This window comes from Micromonospora sp. S-DT3-3-22, from assembly GCF_015354745.1.
GTDB classification, from domain to species: Bacteria; Actinomycetota; Actinomycetes; order Mycobacteriales; family Micromonosporaceae; genus Micromonospora; species Micromonospora wenchangensis.
This window is the reverse complement of the sequence record NZ_JACGMO010000056.1, coordinates 1-15,637: the sequence shown is the minus strand read 5'-3', so window position 1 is coordinate 15,637 and position 15,637 is coordinate 1. Positions and strand designations below refer to the sequence as shown.

General features: G+C 73.2%; 11 protein-coding genes. 9 read left to right on the top strand and 2 right to left on the bottom strand.

What is annotated here, in order from left to right:
* Nucleotides 1–28 precede the first annotated feature (28 nt).
* The 6 genes from araA (at nucleotide 29) to H1A17_RS17565 (ending at nucleotide 7,523) form a co-directional block, all read left to right on the top strand.
* The gene (gene araA / locus H1A17_RS17590) at nucleotides 29–1,534 is read left to right on the top strand and encodes an L-arabinose isomerase (RefSeq protein ID WP_145919613.1); all 1,506 of its coding nucleotides are present in this window, start codon (nucleotides 29–31) and stop codon (nucleotides 1,532–1,534) included.
* A 6-nt stretch (nucleotides 1,535–1,540) separates the two neighbouring features.
* The gene (locus H1A17_RS17585; RefSeq protein WP_228543733.1) at nucleotides 1,541–2,563 is read left to right on the top strand and encodes a LacI family DNA-binding transcriptional regulator; all 1,023 of its coding nucleotides are present in this window, start codon (nucleotides 1,541–1,543) and stop codon (nucleotides 2,561–2,563) included.
* A 388-nt stretch (nucleotides 2,564–2,951) separates the two neighbouring features.
* Entirely contained in the window at nucleotides 2,952–5,231 is a 2,280-nt protein-coding gene (locus H1A17_RS17580) for an FAD-dependent oxidoreductase (protein WP_194822361.1), read from the top strand.
* Nucleotides 5,228–5,548 (top strand): putative quinol monooxygenase, encoded by a 321-nt coding sequence (locus H1A17_RS17575; protein WP_088644175.1) that lies wholly within the window; start codon nucleotides 5,228–5,230, stop codon nucleotides 5,546–5,548. Before H1A17_RS17580 ends, H1A17_RS17575 begins: the two co-directional genes overlap by 4 nt.
* Complete coding sequence (locus H1A17_RS17570; RefSeq protein ID WP_145919615.1) at nucleotides 5,545–6,834, top strand: cytochrome P450; 1,290 nt, start codon at nucleotides 5,545–5,547, stop codon at nucleotides 6,832–6,834. The genes H1A17_RS17575 and H1A17_RS17570 overlap by 4 nt, the downstream gene beginning before the upstream one ends.
* A 17-nt stretch (nucleotides 6,835–6,851) precedes the next feature.
* Complete coding sequence (locus H1A17_RS17565; protein WP_194822360.1) at nucleotides 6,852–7,523, top strand: TcmI family type II polyketide cyclase; 672 nt, start codon at nucleotides 6,852–6,854, stop codon at nucleotides 7,521–7,523.
* 51 nt (nucleotides 7,524–7,574) lie between these two features.
* Here H1A17_RS17565 and H1A17_RS17560 read toward each other — a convergent pair whose 3' ends face one another.
* The gene (locus tag H1A17_RS17560; protein ID WP_194822359.1) at nucleotides 7,575–10,010 is read right to left on the bottom strand and encodes a M14 family metallopeptidase; all 2,436 of its coding nucleotides are present in this window, start codon (nucleotides 10,008–10,010) and stop codon (nucleotides 7,575–7,577) included.
* A gap of 386 nt (nucleotides 10,011–10,396) precedes the next feature.
* Entirely contained in the window at nucleotides 10,397–11,629 is a 1,233-nt protein-coding gene (locus H1A17_RS17555) for a CdaR family transcriptional regulator (RefSeq protein WP_145919618.1), read from the bottom strand.
* 222 nt (nucleotides 11,630–11,851) lie between these two features.
* On the opposite strand from H1A17_RS17555, the gene H1A17_RS17550 reads away from it, so the two are divergent.
* From H1A17_RS17550 to H1A17_RS17540, 3 genes are all read left to right on the top strand, one after another.
* Nucleotides 11,852–12,769, top strand: a complete 918-nt coding sequence (locus H1A17_RS17550; protein ID WP_145919619.1) for a dihydrodipicolinate synthase family protein — start codon at nucleotides 11,852–11,854, stop codon at nucleotides 12,767–12,769.
* A 199-nt stretch (nucleotides 12,770–12,968) separates the two neighbouring features.
* Entirely contained in the window at nucleotides 12,969–15,014 is a 2,046-nt protein-coding gene (locus tag H1A17_RS17545; protein ID WP_240762870.1) for a M6 family metalloprotease domain-containing protein, read from the top strand.
* A 77-nt stretch (nucleotides 15,015–15,091) separates the two neighbouring features.
* On the top strand, nucleotides 15,092–15,544 hold the full coding sequence (locus H1A17_RS17540) for a hypothetical protein (RefSeq protein WP_194822358.1): 453 nt from the start codon (nucleotides 15,092–15,094) through the stop codon (nucleotides 15,542–15,544).
* Nucleotides 15,545–15,637 lie beyond the last annotated feature (93 nt).

The window sequence follows — 15,637 nt, the reverse complement described above, 5'->3', positions numbered from 1 at the left end:
TCGCCAGCCCCACCGGAAGGCAACGCCCATGACCAACCCATCCCCGGTCGCCGAGGTCTGGTTCCTCACCGGCAGCCAGGGCCTGTACGGCCCGGAGACCCTGCGCCAGGTGGCCGAGCAGTCCCGGCGGATCGCCGAACGACTCGACGCCGACCCGGCCGTCCCGGCCCGGGTGGTCTGGAAGCCGGTGCTGACCTCCAGCGCCGAGATCCTCGCCGTCTGCCGCGACGCCGCCGTGCAGGGCGCGGTCGGGGTGATCGCCTGGATGCACACGTTCTCCCCGGCCAAGATGTGGATCTCCGGGCTGGATGCGCTGCGCACCCCGCTGCTGCACCTGCACACCCAGGCCAACGTGGAACTGCCCTGGTCCGAGATCGACATGGACTTCATGAACCTCAACCAGGCCGCCCACGGCGACCGGGAGTTCGGGTACGTCCAGACCCGGCTCGGCGTCGCCCGTAAGACCGTCGCCGGGCACGTGAGCGACCCCCGGGTCGCCGCCCGGATCGGCGCGTGGACCCGGGCCGCGATCGGGCACGCCGAGATGCGGTCGCTGCGGCTGGCCCGCTTCGGCGACAACATGCGCGACGTGGCGGTGACCGAGGGCGACAAGGTCGAGGCCGAGCTGCGCTTCGGCGTCTCGGTGAACACCTACGGGGTCAACGACCTGGTCGACGCCGTCGACGCGGTCGCCGACGCCCGCATCGACGACCTGGTCAAGGAGTACGACGACAGCTACCGGCTGGTCGACGCGCTGCGCCCCGGCGGGGACCGGCACGACTCGCTGCGCTACGCCGCCCGGATCGAGGCGGGGCTGCGCGACTTCCTCGACGCCGGCGGGTTCCGCGCCTTCACCACCAACTTCGAGGACCTGGGCGGGTTGCGGCAGCTGCCCGGCCTCGCCGTGCAGCGGCTGATGGCCGACGGGTACGGCTTCGGCGGCGAGGGCGACTGGAAGACCTCGGTGCTGGTGCGCACGCTCAAGTCGATGTCCGTGGGCACCACCGGCGGCACCTCGTTCATGGAGGACTACACCTACGACCTCACCCCCGGCCGGGAGCTGGTGCTCGGGGCGCACATGCTGGAGGTCTGCCCGACCATCGCGGCGGCCACCCCGAATGTCGAGATCCACCCGCTGGGCATCGGCGGCCGGGAGGACCCGGTCCGGTTGGTCTTCGACGCCCAGCCCGGCCCGGCCGTGGTGCTCGGCCTGGCCGACATGGGGGAGCGGTTCCGGCTGGTCGCCAACGAGATCGACGTGGTCGCCCCGCCGTACCCGCTGCCGAAGCTGCCGGTGGCGCGGGCGGTGTGGCGGCCCCGGCCGGACCTCGCCGCGTCGGCGGAGGCCTGGCTCACCGCCGGCGCCCCGCACCACACGGTGCTGTCCCAGGCCGTCGGCGTCGAGGAGCTGCACGACCTCGCCGAGATGGTCAGCACCGAGCTGGTCGTCATCGACGCCGACACGACCCCCCGCCGGTTCGCCGACGAGCTGCGCTGGAACCAGGCCTACTACCGCCTGGCCCGGGGTTTCTGAGCCGCCATGGGCCAGCAGCGGCCCGAACGCGCCGCGGTGATGAGCGACGTCGCGCAACTCGCCGGGGTGTCGCACCAGACCGTGTCCCGGGTGCTCAACAACCACCCGAGCGTTCGGCCGGAGACCCGGGAACGGGTGCTGCGTGCCGTGCACCAGCTCAACTACCGGCCCAACGCCCTGGCCCGGGGGTTGGCCGGCCGACGTTCCCGGGTCATCGGCGTGGTCAGTTTCGACACCATCCTGTTCGGGCCGGCGGCCACGCTGCTGGGCATCGAGCGGGCGGCCCGCGCCGCCGGGTACGGCATCAGCATCGTCACCCTGGAACGGCTGGACCGTAGCGGGATGCGCTCGGCCATCGACGCGCTGACCGAGCAGTCGGTGGCCGGCGTCGTCGTCATCACCCCGATGATGACGGCGTCGGTCGCCGTGCACGGCCTGCCCACCGGGGTGCCCGCCGTGGTGGTCGAGGCCAGCGGGGAGCGCGGCGAGCTGCCCAGCATCTCGGTCGACCAGGTGGCCGGTGCCCGGCTGGCGGTCCGGCACCTGCTCGACCTCGGCCACGAGACGGTCTGGCACATCGCCGGCCCCCGGGACTGGCTGGAGGCCCGGGACCGGGTCGACGGGTGGCGGCAGACCCTGGAACAGGCGGGCCGCCGCGTCCCGCCGGTCATCGTCGGCGACTGGAGCCCCCGGGCCGGCTACGAGCTGGGGCAGTCCCTGGTCGAACGCCCCGACGTGACGGCGGTGTTCTGCGCCAACGACCACCAGGCGCTCGGCCTGCTGCGCGCCCTGCACCAGCGGGGAGCGCGGATTCCCGAGGACGTCAGCGTGGTCGGCTTCGACGACATCCCCGAGGCCGAATACCTCTCCCCGCCGCTGACCACCGTGCGGCAGGACTTCGACGAGGTCGGCCGCCGGTGCGTGGCGGCGCTGCTGGAACTCTTCGACGGCACCGGCGCGGGCACCCCCCGCCCCCAGGTCGAGCCGGTGCTCGTGGTCCGCGCGAGCAGCGGCAACCGCCGCCCCTGACCCGCCCGGCGGCAGCCCGGCCCGCCGGTACGCTGTGTGCGACGGCGTCGGGGCCGGGTCGCGCGCCGGCCTCCCGGCGCGCGGGTATCCCCGGACGGCCCGCGTCGGCGGGACCCTCGGCCGCGCGGTGCGCCCTCCCGCGCGACGCTCTCCCGCGTTGGCGACGACCGCCGGCCGCGCGGTTTCGCCTCCCGTTCCGTACCGGCGGGGGCGGTGCGCCCCTGACCCGGGGCGGCGGGTCGTCCCGGTGGCGTCAACGGGCGGCGACCCGCCCCGGCCCGCCGGTGACGCCGGGGTGACGTGCGCTGCGACAGGGTCGGACGGCGACGGCCGGTGCGGGTACCGGCGGTCGGGACCTCGTCTCGGGCAGGCCGTCAAGGGAGACCCCATGATCAGGACAATGCTCCGGGTCCGCGCGCGTCCCGGTGCCGAACAGCACGTCCGGTCGGCGTGGCGGACCGCCGCGGCGCAGCTCGGCGCCCTGCCCGGCAACCTGCGTCGGGAGCTGTTCCTCGACGCCAACGACCCGCACACGTTCGTGCTCGCCACCGAGTGGGCCGACGACGAAGCCCTGCGCGACTACGAGGACGGCCCGGTGGCCGCCCGCCTCGCCGCCGCCCTGCGTGACGGGTGCGAACCGGCCACCGCCGACGACCACCGGGTGATGCGGGACGAGCCGGACGGGGACCCGACGATCCTGGTGGACGTCGAGGTCACCGTGCCCGCCGACCGGCTCGCCGAGTTCCACCGGGGGCACGCCGAGGTGACCGCCCGGATGGCCGGTGTCCCCGGTTACCTGCGCGAGGACCTGCTGCGCGAGCCCGACTCGGACGTCCACCACATCTTCGCCGAATGGCGTACCGAGGCGGAGTTCCACCGCTGGGTCGCCAACCCGGCCCACGCGCGGGAGGAGGCCGGGCCGATCGCGCCGTTCCTGCTCGACTTCCGCCGCCGACTGTTCCACCTCGCGACCCGTCCCGGCGTCGACCGGGCCACCAGCACCGGTAGGGAGACCGACGTGCACACGACAACGGACGTACTCATCGTCGGGGCGGGGCCGACCGGGCTGACCGCCGCCGTCGAACTGGCCCGGCGCGGCATCGACTGCCGGGTGGTGGAGAAACGGGTGGCTCCGCCCGCCCACGCCGACAAGGCGATCGGGGTGCACTGCCGCACCATGGAGATCTGGGAAGAGCAGGGCATCGTGCGGGAGGCGATGGACGCCGGCAGCTGGCTCACCGGCAACGTGGTGTTCGTCAACGGCACGCAGACCCACCGGATGAGCTGGGAGCTGCCCGGCCTGCCGTACGCGCACCTGGGCCTGCCCCAGTACGAGACCGAGCGCATCCTCACCGATCGGCTGGCCACCCTCGGCGTCCGGCCGCAGCGTGGCGCGGAGCTGACCGGGTTCACCCAGGGCTCGGACGGCGTGCTGGCCACCCTCACCCTCGCCGACGGCAGCCTCCGCACCGTCCGGGCGCAGTACCTGATCGGCGCCGACGGCGCGCACAGCCGGGTCCGTGACCTGCTCGGGTTGACGTTCTCCGGCGGCTTGGGCCGGTTCCCGCAGCTGTTCATGCTCGCCGACGTCGACGTGAACTGGGACATGCCGCCGGGGCACCTGCTGCGGTTCCTGCACGAGACCGACGGCCGGATGGACGGCATGCTGGTCTGCGTGCCGCTGCGCGGCGAGGGCCGGTACCGGATCGCCACCCTCGCGCCGCCCCGGTTCTTCGCCCAGACCGGCGGCCGGGACGCCCCGCCCGGGTTCAGCGAGGAGTTGGCCGAGCCGACCCTCGACGACGTGCAGGCCGCGCTGGACCGGTTGGCCCCGCCGGGCACCCGGGCGGCGAACCTGCGCTGGTCGTCGGTGTTCCGGATCAGCCACGGCATCGTCGACCGGTACGGCCACGGCCGGGTCTTCGTCGCCGGTGACGCGGCGCACCTGCACCCGCCGGCCGGGGGACAGGGGATGAACACCGGCATCCAGGACGCCTGGAATCTGGCCTGGAAGGTGGCGCTGGCGGTGCGCGGGCTCGCCGCCCCCGGCCTGCTCGACAGCTACGAGGCCGAACGTCGCCCGGAGGGGGAGGAGATCGTCGGCCGCGCGGTACGGCTGGCGTTCACCGACGAACTGGACCGCGCCGACCTGGAACGGCAGTTCCTCCAGGAGATGTCCCTGCTGCTCAGCTACGCCGACAGTCCACTGGTCGGCGAGTGCGTCACCGATCCGGACGGGCTGCGGTCAGGCCCGCGCCCCGGCGACCGCGCCCCCGACCTGGGTGGGTTGCGGCGGCAGGGGGTGGGGCATCCGCTGCGGCTGCGCGACCTGACCGCCGGCACCCGGCACACCCTGCTGCTCTACGCCGACGCTTCGGCCGATCCGGCGGCGGTGGCGGCCGTGCCGGGGCTCTGCGCCGACGTCCGTGCCCTGACCCGGGGTGAGGTCGACGCGTACCTGCTGCTCAGCCCGGATGCCGGGGAGCCGGGGTCGTCCGCGCCGCCGGTGGTGCGCGACGCCGGGGGCGAGTTCCGCACCCGGTACGGGGTGACCGGCACCGCCCTGTACCTGGTCCGCCCGGACGGGCACGTCGGCTTCCGCAGCCAGCCGGTCGACGCCGACGCGCTGCGCAAGAACCTGCACCTGGTCTTCGGCGGTGCGCGATGACGCCCGTGCGCACGGTGCTCGCCATGCGTACCCGGGAGGGCTGCGCGGAGCGGTTCGAGGCGGAGTGGCTCTCGGCGGCGGAGCAGATCCGGCAGCTCGACGGGTGCCTGCGCCAGGACCTCGTCCGCGACGCCGACGACCCGCGCAGCTACCTGATCATCAGCGACTGGGCGGACCGGGAACGGCTCGACGCCTTCGGCCGCAGCGAGCACCGCGACCGGCTGCTGCGGGTGGTACGTGACCTGCGGGAATCCGCCGAACGACACACCTACCAGGTGCTGCACAGCATGCCCAGCGCGCCCGAGGAGACGAGATGACCGAGCCGGTGCCCGCAGCACAGCTCTACACCGAGCAGTTCGCCGCCGACCCCTACCCGTCCTTCGCCCGGCTGCGCGCGGACGCGCCGGTCTGCCCGGTCAGCTCACCCCGGTTCGACTCGTACCTGCTGACCCGGTTCGACGACGCGCGTACGGCGCTGACCGACCCCCGGCTGTCCAAGGACCTCTACGGCCCCGGGCAGCACTACCTGCAGATATTCGGCCCGAACTCCGAAGCGCTGAACCGGAACATGCTCAACTCGGACCCGCCGGAGCACACCCGGCTGCGCCGGTTGGTGTCGCAGGCGTTCGCGCCCCGCCGGATCGAGGCGCTGCGTCCCCGGGTACGGCAGATCGTCGACGACCTGATCGACGGGTTCGTCGCGCAGGGGCGGGCCGAGCTGATGCACGACTTCGCGATCCCGCTGCCGATGGTGGTGATCTGCGAACTGCTCGGGGTGCCCCGGGCCGACCAGGAGCGGGTGCTGGAGTGGACGCAGGTGATCCGTACCTCCGGGTCGTCGCGGCGACCGCCGGCGCAGGAGCGGGCGGCGGTCGGCGAGGCGCAGGTGCGGCTGCACCACTACCTGGCGGAGTTGGTGGCCGCCAAGCGGGCCGGCCCGGCCGACGACATGATCAGCGCGCTGATCGACGCCTGCGACCAGGACGGCAGCCTGTCCGAGGCGGAACTGGTCACCACCACCTTCCTGCTGCTGTTCGCCGGGCACCAGACCACCGCCGACTTCCTGGGCAACGCGACGGTGGCCCTGCTGACCCATCCCGACCAGCTCGACCTGCTGCGGAACACCCCGGAGCTGCTGCCCTCGGCGATCGAGGAGCTGCTGCGCTTCGACGGCCCGCTGCCGGTGGCCAGTCCCCGGGTCGCCACCGAGGACGTCGAGTACGGCGGGGTGCGCATCCCGGCCGGGTCGATCGTCGGTGTCGTGCTCAACGCGGCCAACCACGATCCGGCGCACTTCGTCGACCCGGACCGGCTGGACCTGCGCCGGGTCCGTGGCCCGCACCTGGGTTTCGGCCACGGCGTGCACTACTGCCTCGGCGTCTCGCTGGCCCGGATGGAGGCCCAGATCGGCCTGGCGGCGCTGCTGCGCCGGTTGCCCGGGTTGCGCCTCGCCGTGCCGCCGGCCGAGCTGCGCCGGTTGCCGGCGGCGTCACCGTTCCGGGGCCTGCTGGAGCTGCCGGTCCGGTTCGCCGCCTCCGCCCCGCCGGTGTCGCACCCGCCGGCCAGCCGTCCCCGCCCCACCGAGCCGACCCGTACCGTCTGATCCCCGAGGAGTTTCCGATGACCTTCCGCAACGTGATCGTCTGCCGCATGGTGCCGGGCAGCGAGCAGACCGTCGCCGACGTGTTCGGGTACTACGACCGGACCACCCGCCCGCAGGACCTGGGCGTGGTCGGGCGGACCCTGCTGTCCTTCCACGGCCTCTACATCCACCTGATCGAGCGGAACGCGGACCCGAGGGTGACCGGGCAGACCCGGGGCCTGCCGGCCTTCCAGCAGATCGCCGAGCAGATCGCCCCGTACGTGACGCCCTACCCGAGGGACTGGAAGAACCCGTCGGACTCGGTGGCGAAGGAGTTCTACTCCTGGACGCCGGCCGAGCCGCCGACCGCCGGGGGCGAGCCGAGCCGGACGGTCATCGTGGCCCGGATCAAGCCGGGTGCGGAACCCACCGTGGCGCAGATCTTCGCCGAGTCCGATGCCGGCCCGCTGCCCGCCATGATGGGGGTCACCGGGCGTTGGCTGTACGCGATCGACGACGTCTACCTGCACGTGCTGGAGCGTGTCGGCGAACCGTTCGACGGTGCCGTCGAGGAGCGGCACGACCAGCCGGCGTTCGCCAAGATCATGGACGATCTCAGCCCGTACATCAGCCCGTTCGACCCGGACACCTGGGGCAGCCCGCTGGACGCGGTGGCGACGGAGTTCTACCGGTGGCGGGCCGGGGACTGAGCCGGTCGACCGGCGGGGGCCCGGTGGTGCGGGCCCCCGCCGGTGTGCCCGTCAGCCGGTGGGCAGGGTCGCCCAGCCCCGGTTGAAGGTCAAGCTGTCGTTGTCCGGCCGGTAGTTGCGTTCGATGTTGCCGGCCGCGTCCACCGAGAACCAGTGGATCTTGGTGCCGGCCGGGACGGTCAGCGTCTCGGCCCCCTCCCGGATGCCCGCCGAGGCGTACAGGGTGGACCCGAACGTCGGCCGGCTGCCGTCGAGGGTGTAGAACACCGCCGCCGGCTCGCTGACGTCGAACCGGACGCTGACCGCGCCCTCGGTCGGGCTCGGCGTGACCGACAGGGTGCTGGTCGGGCGCTTCTTGTCCTTGTCGTAGTCCCGGGCCACCCGCAGCAGCTCGACCAGGCCGTTGCTGAACTCCATGGTCTCCTGGTGCGCCTCCTCCCAGGTCGGCTGGAAGCTGGTGCCGACCTCGAAGTTCCAGGCGTAGATGCCGTACTTGTACCAGAGCATGTCGCCGGAGTTGCCGGCCGCCGAGTACAGCACGTCGGAGATCGGGCCGGTCCGCGCCGGGGTGACCGCCATGTTGCGGTGCCGCTTGATGGCGGTGAGGATGCGCGACGACGCGCCCCAGAAGAACGACTCCTCGGCCAGCGTCGGCCGGGGCGCGGAGATCCGGCCCGGGGTGGCGTACGCGCCCGGCGACCACATGAAGTAGTTGCCGGAGGAGTGCAGGTTCATCGAGAACTTCATGTTCGGCCGCTGGGCCAGCCAGTCGACGTTGCGGTTCTCCGGCTCGGACAGCTCGCTCGGCCCGGCGTAGGTGTCGCCGGTGCAGCTCGCCGACGCCCCCGAGTAGCCGTCGAAGAGGCTGTACTCGGTGTAGTTGCGGTTGTTGTCCACGCCCCACGAGTTGCGGGCCAGCGCGTCGGTGGCACCCCCCGGCGCGCAGTGGTTGGTCATGTTGCGGCGCTGCGAGGCGTAGTCGTAGAACGAGTAGTGCCCGCCGTCCGGGTTGATCGACGGCACGATCCAGATGTCCAGGGTGCGCAGCAACTGCTTGGTGTTCTCGTCGGTGGCGTGGTTGCGCAGCAGCCGCTCGGCGGTCTCGATGGTGACCAGCGGCGGCACCCACTCCCGGGCGTGTTCCTGCGCGTAGGCCAGCACGCCGGTACGGGAGCCGTCCCGGTACTTGCCGATCCGGATGGCGTACACCGGGTGCGGGTCGCGGGAGACCCCCGCCGGGGCCTTGAGGTTGTCCGACAGCGGCGTCGACGCGACCGGCGCGACCACCCCGGCACCGGCGTCACCCCGGTAGGTGTACGCCTTGACCAGCGCACCCGCCTCGGCGGTCAGCGCGGCGGCGACCTGGGCGGCGGTGCTGGTCACCGCGCCGTCGGCGTTGGTGGCCAGGCTGACCCGGATGGCCTTGCCGGTCACCGTGACCGCGAGCGGCCGGTCGGCCGCGCCCGGGTCGGCCAGTTCGACGGTGATGTCGTTGCCGCCCTCGTGCCCCCAGGCGAGCGAGTCGACCGCGACCCGGGTGGCGTTGGTCCCGCCGAGCACCACCTGCGCCTTACGCCGGTACCCGTTGGTCTGGTACGGCAGCTTCACCACCTCGGCGAGCTGCGGGTAGGCGTCGGCCAGCCGCTTGATCCGGTCGTACAGCTCGGTCGGGGTGAGGTAGCTGGTGACGAAGTCCTTCTGGTAGCCGGGGCCCTCCGGGCTGTCGGCCGGGATCGGCAGCCACTCCTTGACCTCGGCGACCGCCACGTCCCCGGTGGGGCTGGTGATCTGGATGCGCTGCGGCCGGGCGGTGACGGCGGCGGCGCCCCGGTGGTAGAGGTAGACCCCGGCGTCGACGAACCGGGAGATGTTCTGGGTGCCGCCGGAGCCGATCTCGGTGCCGGGGCCGCTGTCCCGGGCCACGGTCAACGTGCTGGTGGAGGTCTGCCCCTGGGCCCACTTCGCCTCCACCGAGAGCACCTGGTTGGTGCCGGAGGTGTAGTAGTCGGCCCGGATGATCTTCACGTCGGAGGTGGCGGCGCTGCGTTCCAGGGTCGCCGTGTACGCCCGGTTCTCGGCCCGGTGGGCGGCGATCGTGGCGTCCCGCTCGCTGACCCGCTGCGCGGAGTCGGCGGCGTCGTGCAGCACGGCGCCGACCCGGTAGCCCATCCGCTTCAGCGCGGCGACCTCGGTCGGGGTGACCACGGCGTGCACCACGATGCCCGCCTCGGTGGGGGTGACGTGGTGGTCGAGGTCGACGCCGGTGGCGACCAGCGCGTCGAGCTGGGCGGTGCCGTCGACGGTCACCTCCACCACGTCGGCCTGCTCGTCGGCGGAGCGTTCGAGCACGATCGGGGCGTCGGCCTCCCGGTCGGACGGTGCGGCGGTGACGGCGGTCGCCGGGCCGGCGAGCAGGAGCAGAGCCACACCTGCGGCTGTCGCGGCGGGCAACCGCCGCCAGCGGGGTGGGAACGCGGAACGGTACATCTCGGGCCACCTTTCCTGGGGGTGCGAGACGGGCCGACGGCGCGCGGCAGCGCCCGCCGTCGGGCGGGGTGCAAAACGGGGAGGTCGGACGCCGACAGTCGGGCGACGGTGGGCGGCCGAATCGCGACGTCGACCCGCCGACGACGGGGGACACGGGGTGTCTCCCGGACGCGCGGGGCGACGGACCGGCGCCGATCCGGTCTGCGTGACGGGCGTGGGGACGTACCTGGTTACGGTCGGTCGTGGGGGCATTGCCGATCGGTGCGCCCATCCTGGCCGTACCCGCTCGGATCTGTCAATGATCTGTCCGGACGGACACGGGCTGTCACAGCACGGGTGACGCCGGTGTCCTCTCCCGACGGTCGACGCGGGGACCCCGCGACGCCTCAGGACGCCGACCGGTAGTGACCGGTGAGCCGGCCCAGCTTCATCGCCAGGTGCAGGCACAACCGCTCGTTGCCGTCCTTGAGGTCGGTGTCGGCGAGCTGCTCGACCCGTTGCAGCCGGTAGTAGAGGGTGGTCCGGTGCAGCCGCAGCTTCTCGGCGGTGGCGTGGGCGTTGCCGGCCAGGTCGAGGTACGCCTCCAGGGTCTCCAGCAGCACCTGGTGGGCGTCGTCGCGCAGCAACCGCTCCAACCCGGGATGCACCCCGGCGACGTCGAGGTGCCGGCCGTCGAGCTGGGACAACACCCGGTAGATGCCCAGGCCGGCCCAGGAGACCACCGGACCCAGCGCCGGCAGCTGCACCCCCACCCGGGCCGCCTGCACCGCCTCCCGGTAGGACTGCACCGCGTCGACCAGCCCCGGGCGGGGCTGACCGATCCCGGTCACCGTCCGCTCCACCGAGGACAACCCCCGGGTCGCCTGCCGCAACGCCTCGTCGAGATACCCGGCGGCGGCCTCCGGGGCGGGCCGGCCGGCGATCCGGCCGCCGCAGATCAGCAGCACCCCGTGGTCGGGCCAGACCATGTGCAGCGACTCCCGGACGCCGAGCCACCGGCGGGTCGCCACCAGCGCCTGCTCCAGCGCGATCCGGGCCACCTCGTCGGGGTGCCGCCCGTCGGCGGGGGCGAGTTGGGCCACCACCGCCGTGGTGGGGCCGTCACCGGCGACCGTGCCCTCCTCCAGCAGCGCCCGGACGGCGTGCGCGCGGGCCTGCGGGCTCTCCACCAGCAGCGTCCGGGTGGCCTCGGACTCCCGCTGCGAGGCCAGCTCGCCGAGCAGGTTCTCCCGGTAGAGGGCCAGCGACAGGTCGGTGAACGCGCCGGTCGCGGTGGCGATGTCGGCGTCGGTCATCGACCCGTCGTCGTCGATGAACCAGACGAAACCGAGCAGCAGGTCGTCGTGCCAGATCGGCACGCAGACCCGGGGGAGCAGGTCGAGGTCGACGTCGGCCGGGGTACGCACCGGCTCACGGGCGGTGAGCACGCCCATCCGGCGGAACCAGGCGATCACCTCCGGGGTGGTCTGCCGGCGCAGGATCGACATCCGGCGCACCTCGTCCATCGGACCGTCGTGTTCGCTGTAGACGACCACCCGCTGCCGCCGGTCCTCGATGAGGGCGGGACGCCCCACCCGCGCGGCGACGGCGTCGACTATGCGCTGAAGCTCACCATGCATGGATCTCCCCTGGTTGGCTGCGCGGCAGGGGGTGCGGCAGCCGGTGCCCTACCCTGTGCGGCCGGTGGGCCTGTGCGCAAGGTCCACCGGGGATCTACCGACAAAAGGACGGCCCCCACGGCGACTGTTCCGGCAATTGTCCGAAGCACCGTGGTGATCGACGATCGTAAGGTTCCGGTGCGGTGGGCAGCGGGCCGCCGGCGCGCAGGAGGGAACGCCCGAGTGACAGCTGGTAGGCCCTGGCGGGGGGTGCTGGTCGCCATCACGACGCCGTTCCGCGACGACCTCGGCGTCGACTTCGACCGCCTGCAGGAGCACGTGCGCTGGTTGGCCGAGGCGGGCTGTCACGGGGTGACCCCGTGCGCGTCGGTGGGGGAGTACCGGGCCCTGTCCGACGACGAACGTGCCGACGTGGTGCGGGCGACGGTGCAGGCCGCGCCGCCCGGCTGCGCGGTGCTGCCCGGGGTCGGCGGGTACGGCAGCCGGCAGTCCCGCCGTTGGGCGGAGCAGGCCGCCGCCGCCGGGGCCCACGGGGTACTCGCCCCACCCCCGGACGGCTATCCCGCCGGCGACGCCGACGTGGTCGCCCACTACCGGGAGGTGACCGCCGTCGGCCTGCCGGTGGTGGCCCACAACGACCCGTACGACACCCGGGTGGACCTCACCCCGGAACTGCTGGCCCGGGTCGCCGAGACCGACGGGATCGTCGCGGTCGAGGAGTTCTCCGGCGACGTGCGCCGGGTGCACCGGATCAGGGACCTCTGCCCGCACGTGGACGTGCTGGCCGGAGCGGACGACGTACTGCTGGAACTGGTGCTGTGCGGGGCCCGGGGCTGGGTGTCCGGCCTGTCCAACGCGCTGCCCCGGCCGGCCCTGCGGCTGTACGACCTGTGCGCCGCCGGTGACCTGGCCCGCGCGTTGCCGCTCTACGCCGAGCTGCACCCGGCCTTCGGCTGGGGCTCCCGGCCGGAGGCGGTGCAGGCGATCAAACTGGCGATGGACTGCGCCGGGCGGTTCGGTGGCCGGTGCCGCCCGCCGCGTGGTCCGCTGCCGCCGCCGGCCGCCGCCCGGCTGCGCCGGGACCTGGTCCGGGCCCTGTCGGTCACCGTCGATCCGGTCACCGACGGTCGTCCCCGCTGAACGCCGTGGCCGGCCGCGACCCGGCGCGGGTCCTTCAGGTGTCGGAAGCCGCCGGGCCACCTGCCGACATCTGCACGGTGACCGGCCCCGGCCCGTCCTCCTAGATTCGCTGCGCGGCCCGGTGTGCGGGCGTCCCGGCAGCCACCCCTCGGGACTCCGGTCACCGGCGGCCGCGTCCCTCCCGACGAGAGGTGAACCCGTGCACCGTGCTCCCCGCAACACCCCCCGACTGCGGCGTCGCGTACTGGCCGCGGTCCTGGCCGGCACGCTCGTGGCGACCGCCGCGACGCAGGCCGCCGCGGCCCCGGCCAACCCGGCCGGCGGCACCGCGCCGTTCCAGGTCCTCGACCCGCAGGCCTGGCAGAACCCCGACACCATGACCTGGGACGACTATCAGGCGGTGCCCGGCAAGAACTGGGCCGACCCGAGCGTGCGGGGCTCCCTCCGCAACTTCAAGATCGCCCTGGTCGCGCTCGACTATCCGGACCAGACGTTCGCGGTGACCCAACGGGCCCGCTCGACGGTCTTCGGCAACCCCCAGTCGGTCGCGGCCAACATCCCCCGCGCCGACGTGCCGAAGTTCTACCAGGACTTCCTCAACACCCCGAACACCCTGAACAAGGGGCACACCCTGCACGAGTACTGGATGCAGGACTCCAACGGGCGCTACGGCGTGGACCTGGCCGGGTTCGGGCCGTACCAGATGCCGGCGAAGTCCTACCAGTACGGGCTGGACAACAGCTTCAACCCCGGCGCCTGCCCGAGCGGGGAGGCCTGCAACAAGAACATCCGCACCGACGGGCTGGGCGCGTGGCGGGCGGCGGTCGGTGACGCGGTCGCCAACCAGTACGAGCTGGTCTTCATCCTCAGCGCCGGGCAGGACGAGTCGTCCACCTGGCAGGAGTTCGGGCAGATGATCTTCCAGAACAAGGAGGACGTGCCGGACTCCTGGGGCCCGCCGGACCCCAACCTGCCGAACTGGGCGAAGACCCGCTACGTGGAGTGGACCTCGTGGAAGGCTGCGGCGACGCTGTGGCCAAACGCCGGCGGCGGCTCCTCCACCCAGGGGGAGAGTTCCGGCATGGGGGTGTACGCCCACGAGCTGACCCACCTGCTCGGCATCGGCGACAACTACAACAACCCGTACGGCGAACCGTTACGCCGGGCGTACACCGGCATCTGGAGCATGATGTCGCGCGGGTCGTTCAACGGGCCCGGCGGCCCGCACACCCGCTGGCAGATCCCGCCGACCAACGGCGGCTCGATGGGTTCGCTGCACACGGTGCGGGACAAGCTCAAGATCGGTCTGCTCGGTGAGGAACACGTGCTGCGGCTGTCCCGGGAGGCGCTGGCCTCATCCGGGCTGGTCACCGCCCAGGTGACCGCCCGCGCGGTCGACGCCGGCCCGAAGGGGCTGACCGGGGTGAACATCGCCCTGAACAAGGACCTCTCGCCGGCCTGCACGGTCGCCACGAACCCGCTGTGCGACGGCGGGAGCTTCAACAACTACACCGTCGAGGTCGTCGACCGGATGGGGGCGGACTCGTTCACCCCGGACCGGGGCGTGCTGCTGAGCAAGACCAAGAACGCCGACAGCGCGCCGTTCCAGTGGGTGGTGGACGCCAACCCGCAGGACATCGACATGATCGACTTCTACCGGCCGGACGGCACCCCGCAGAAGATCACCATGGGTGACTACCGGCAGCTCTCCGACGCGCTGTTCCACGCCGGGGCGGACACCGGCAGCCAGTACGAGTACGTCGACGAGGCCAACCGCCTGCACTTCTACATCATCGACCTCAAGCGGGACGCGGCCGGCTCGCTGTCGTACACGGTGGCGGTGCGGTCGCTGGACGGCACCGGGGGGCCGAGCACCCACGGCGTGACCCTGGGCAAGGGTGAGGTGACCAGCACCGGCAAGCCCACCAACCGGGGCGTGACCTGCTCGTTCGAGCTGACCAACAGCGGCACGTACTCGGCCGGCGGCCAGCAGCACCCGGAGGACGCCACCGCGTACCTGAAGTCGGACGTCTACCGGCTCTCGGCGGAGGTGGCCGGCAAGGGCTGGCGGACCTGGCTGCCCAACCGGCTGGCCACCGCCCAGTTCGGCAAGTCCACCACCGTCCGGGTGTCGGTGGGGGCCACCGCCGCCGCGGCGGACACCGGCTTCGTCAAGCTCACCGCGACCTCGGAGAGCGACCCGTCGAAGACGGTGACCAAGCAGTGCCGGGTGGAGAAGTCCTGACCGGATTCGACCGACGCCGTGGGTCCGTGGTGGCGCAGGCCGCCACGGACCCACGGCACGGGTGGGGAGGAGACCACGTGCGGCTGACCACGAGCGCCCGCCACGGCGTCGGCGCGCTGGCGATCCTGCTGCTGGCCGGGGCCGCCGGCTGCGGTGGCCCCGACGCCGAACCGGAGGCGGTCACCCCGACCACCGTCCGGGTCCTGGTCCGCGACATCAACATCCGGGCCGAGGGGGTGGACTGCGCCGGCACCGGACCGTACCTCTACTTCCACCACCGGGCGCCGTTCCGGGTGCTCGACCCCGACGGGGCGGCCCTGGCGACCGGGACGCTGCCGGCGGGTACGGCGGTGGCCGCGTTCGCCGAGGACCTCGAGGTGGAGCGGGTGCCGACCTACTGCGAGTTCGCGGTGCCGGTGCGGGTGCCGCAGCGCGCCGGGTACCGGCTGGAGGTGGCCGGGCGGCCGGCGCTCGACCTGACCCCGGACACCAGTGAGGGTCCGGCGCTGGTCGCGGTGGTGCCGGCGTGAGGAGGCTGCTCGCGCCGCTGCTGGCGGTGCTGGTGCTGGCCGGCTGCACCGCCCGACCGGCCGACGGGCCGGCACCGGCGGCGCTCGCCGGGG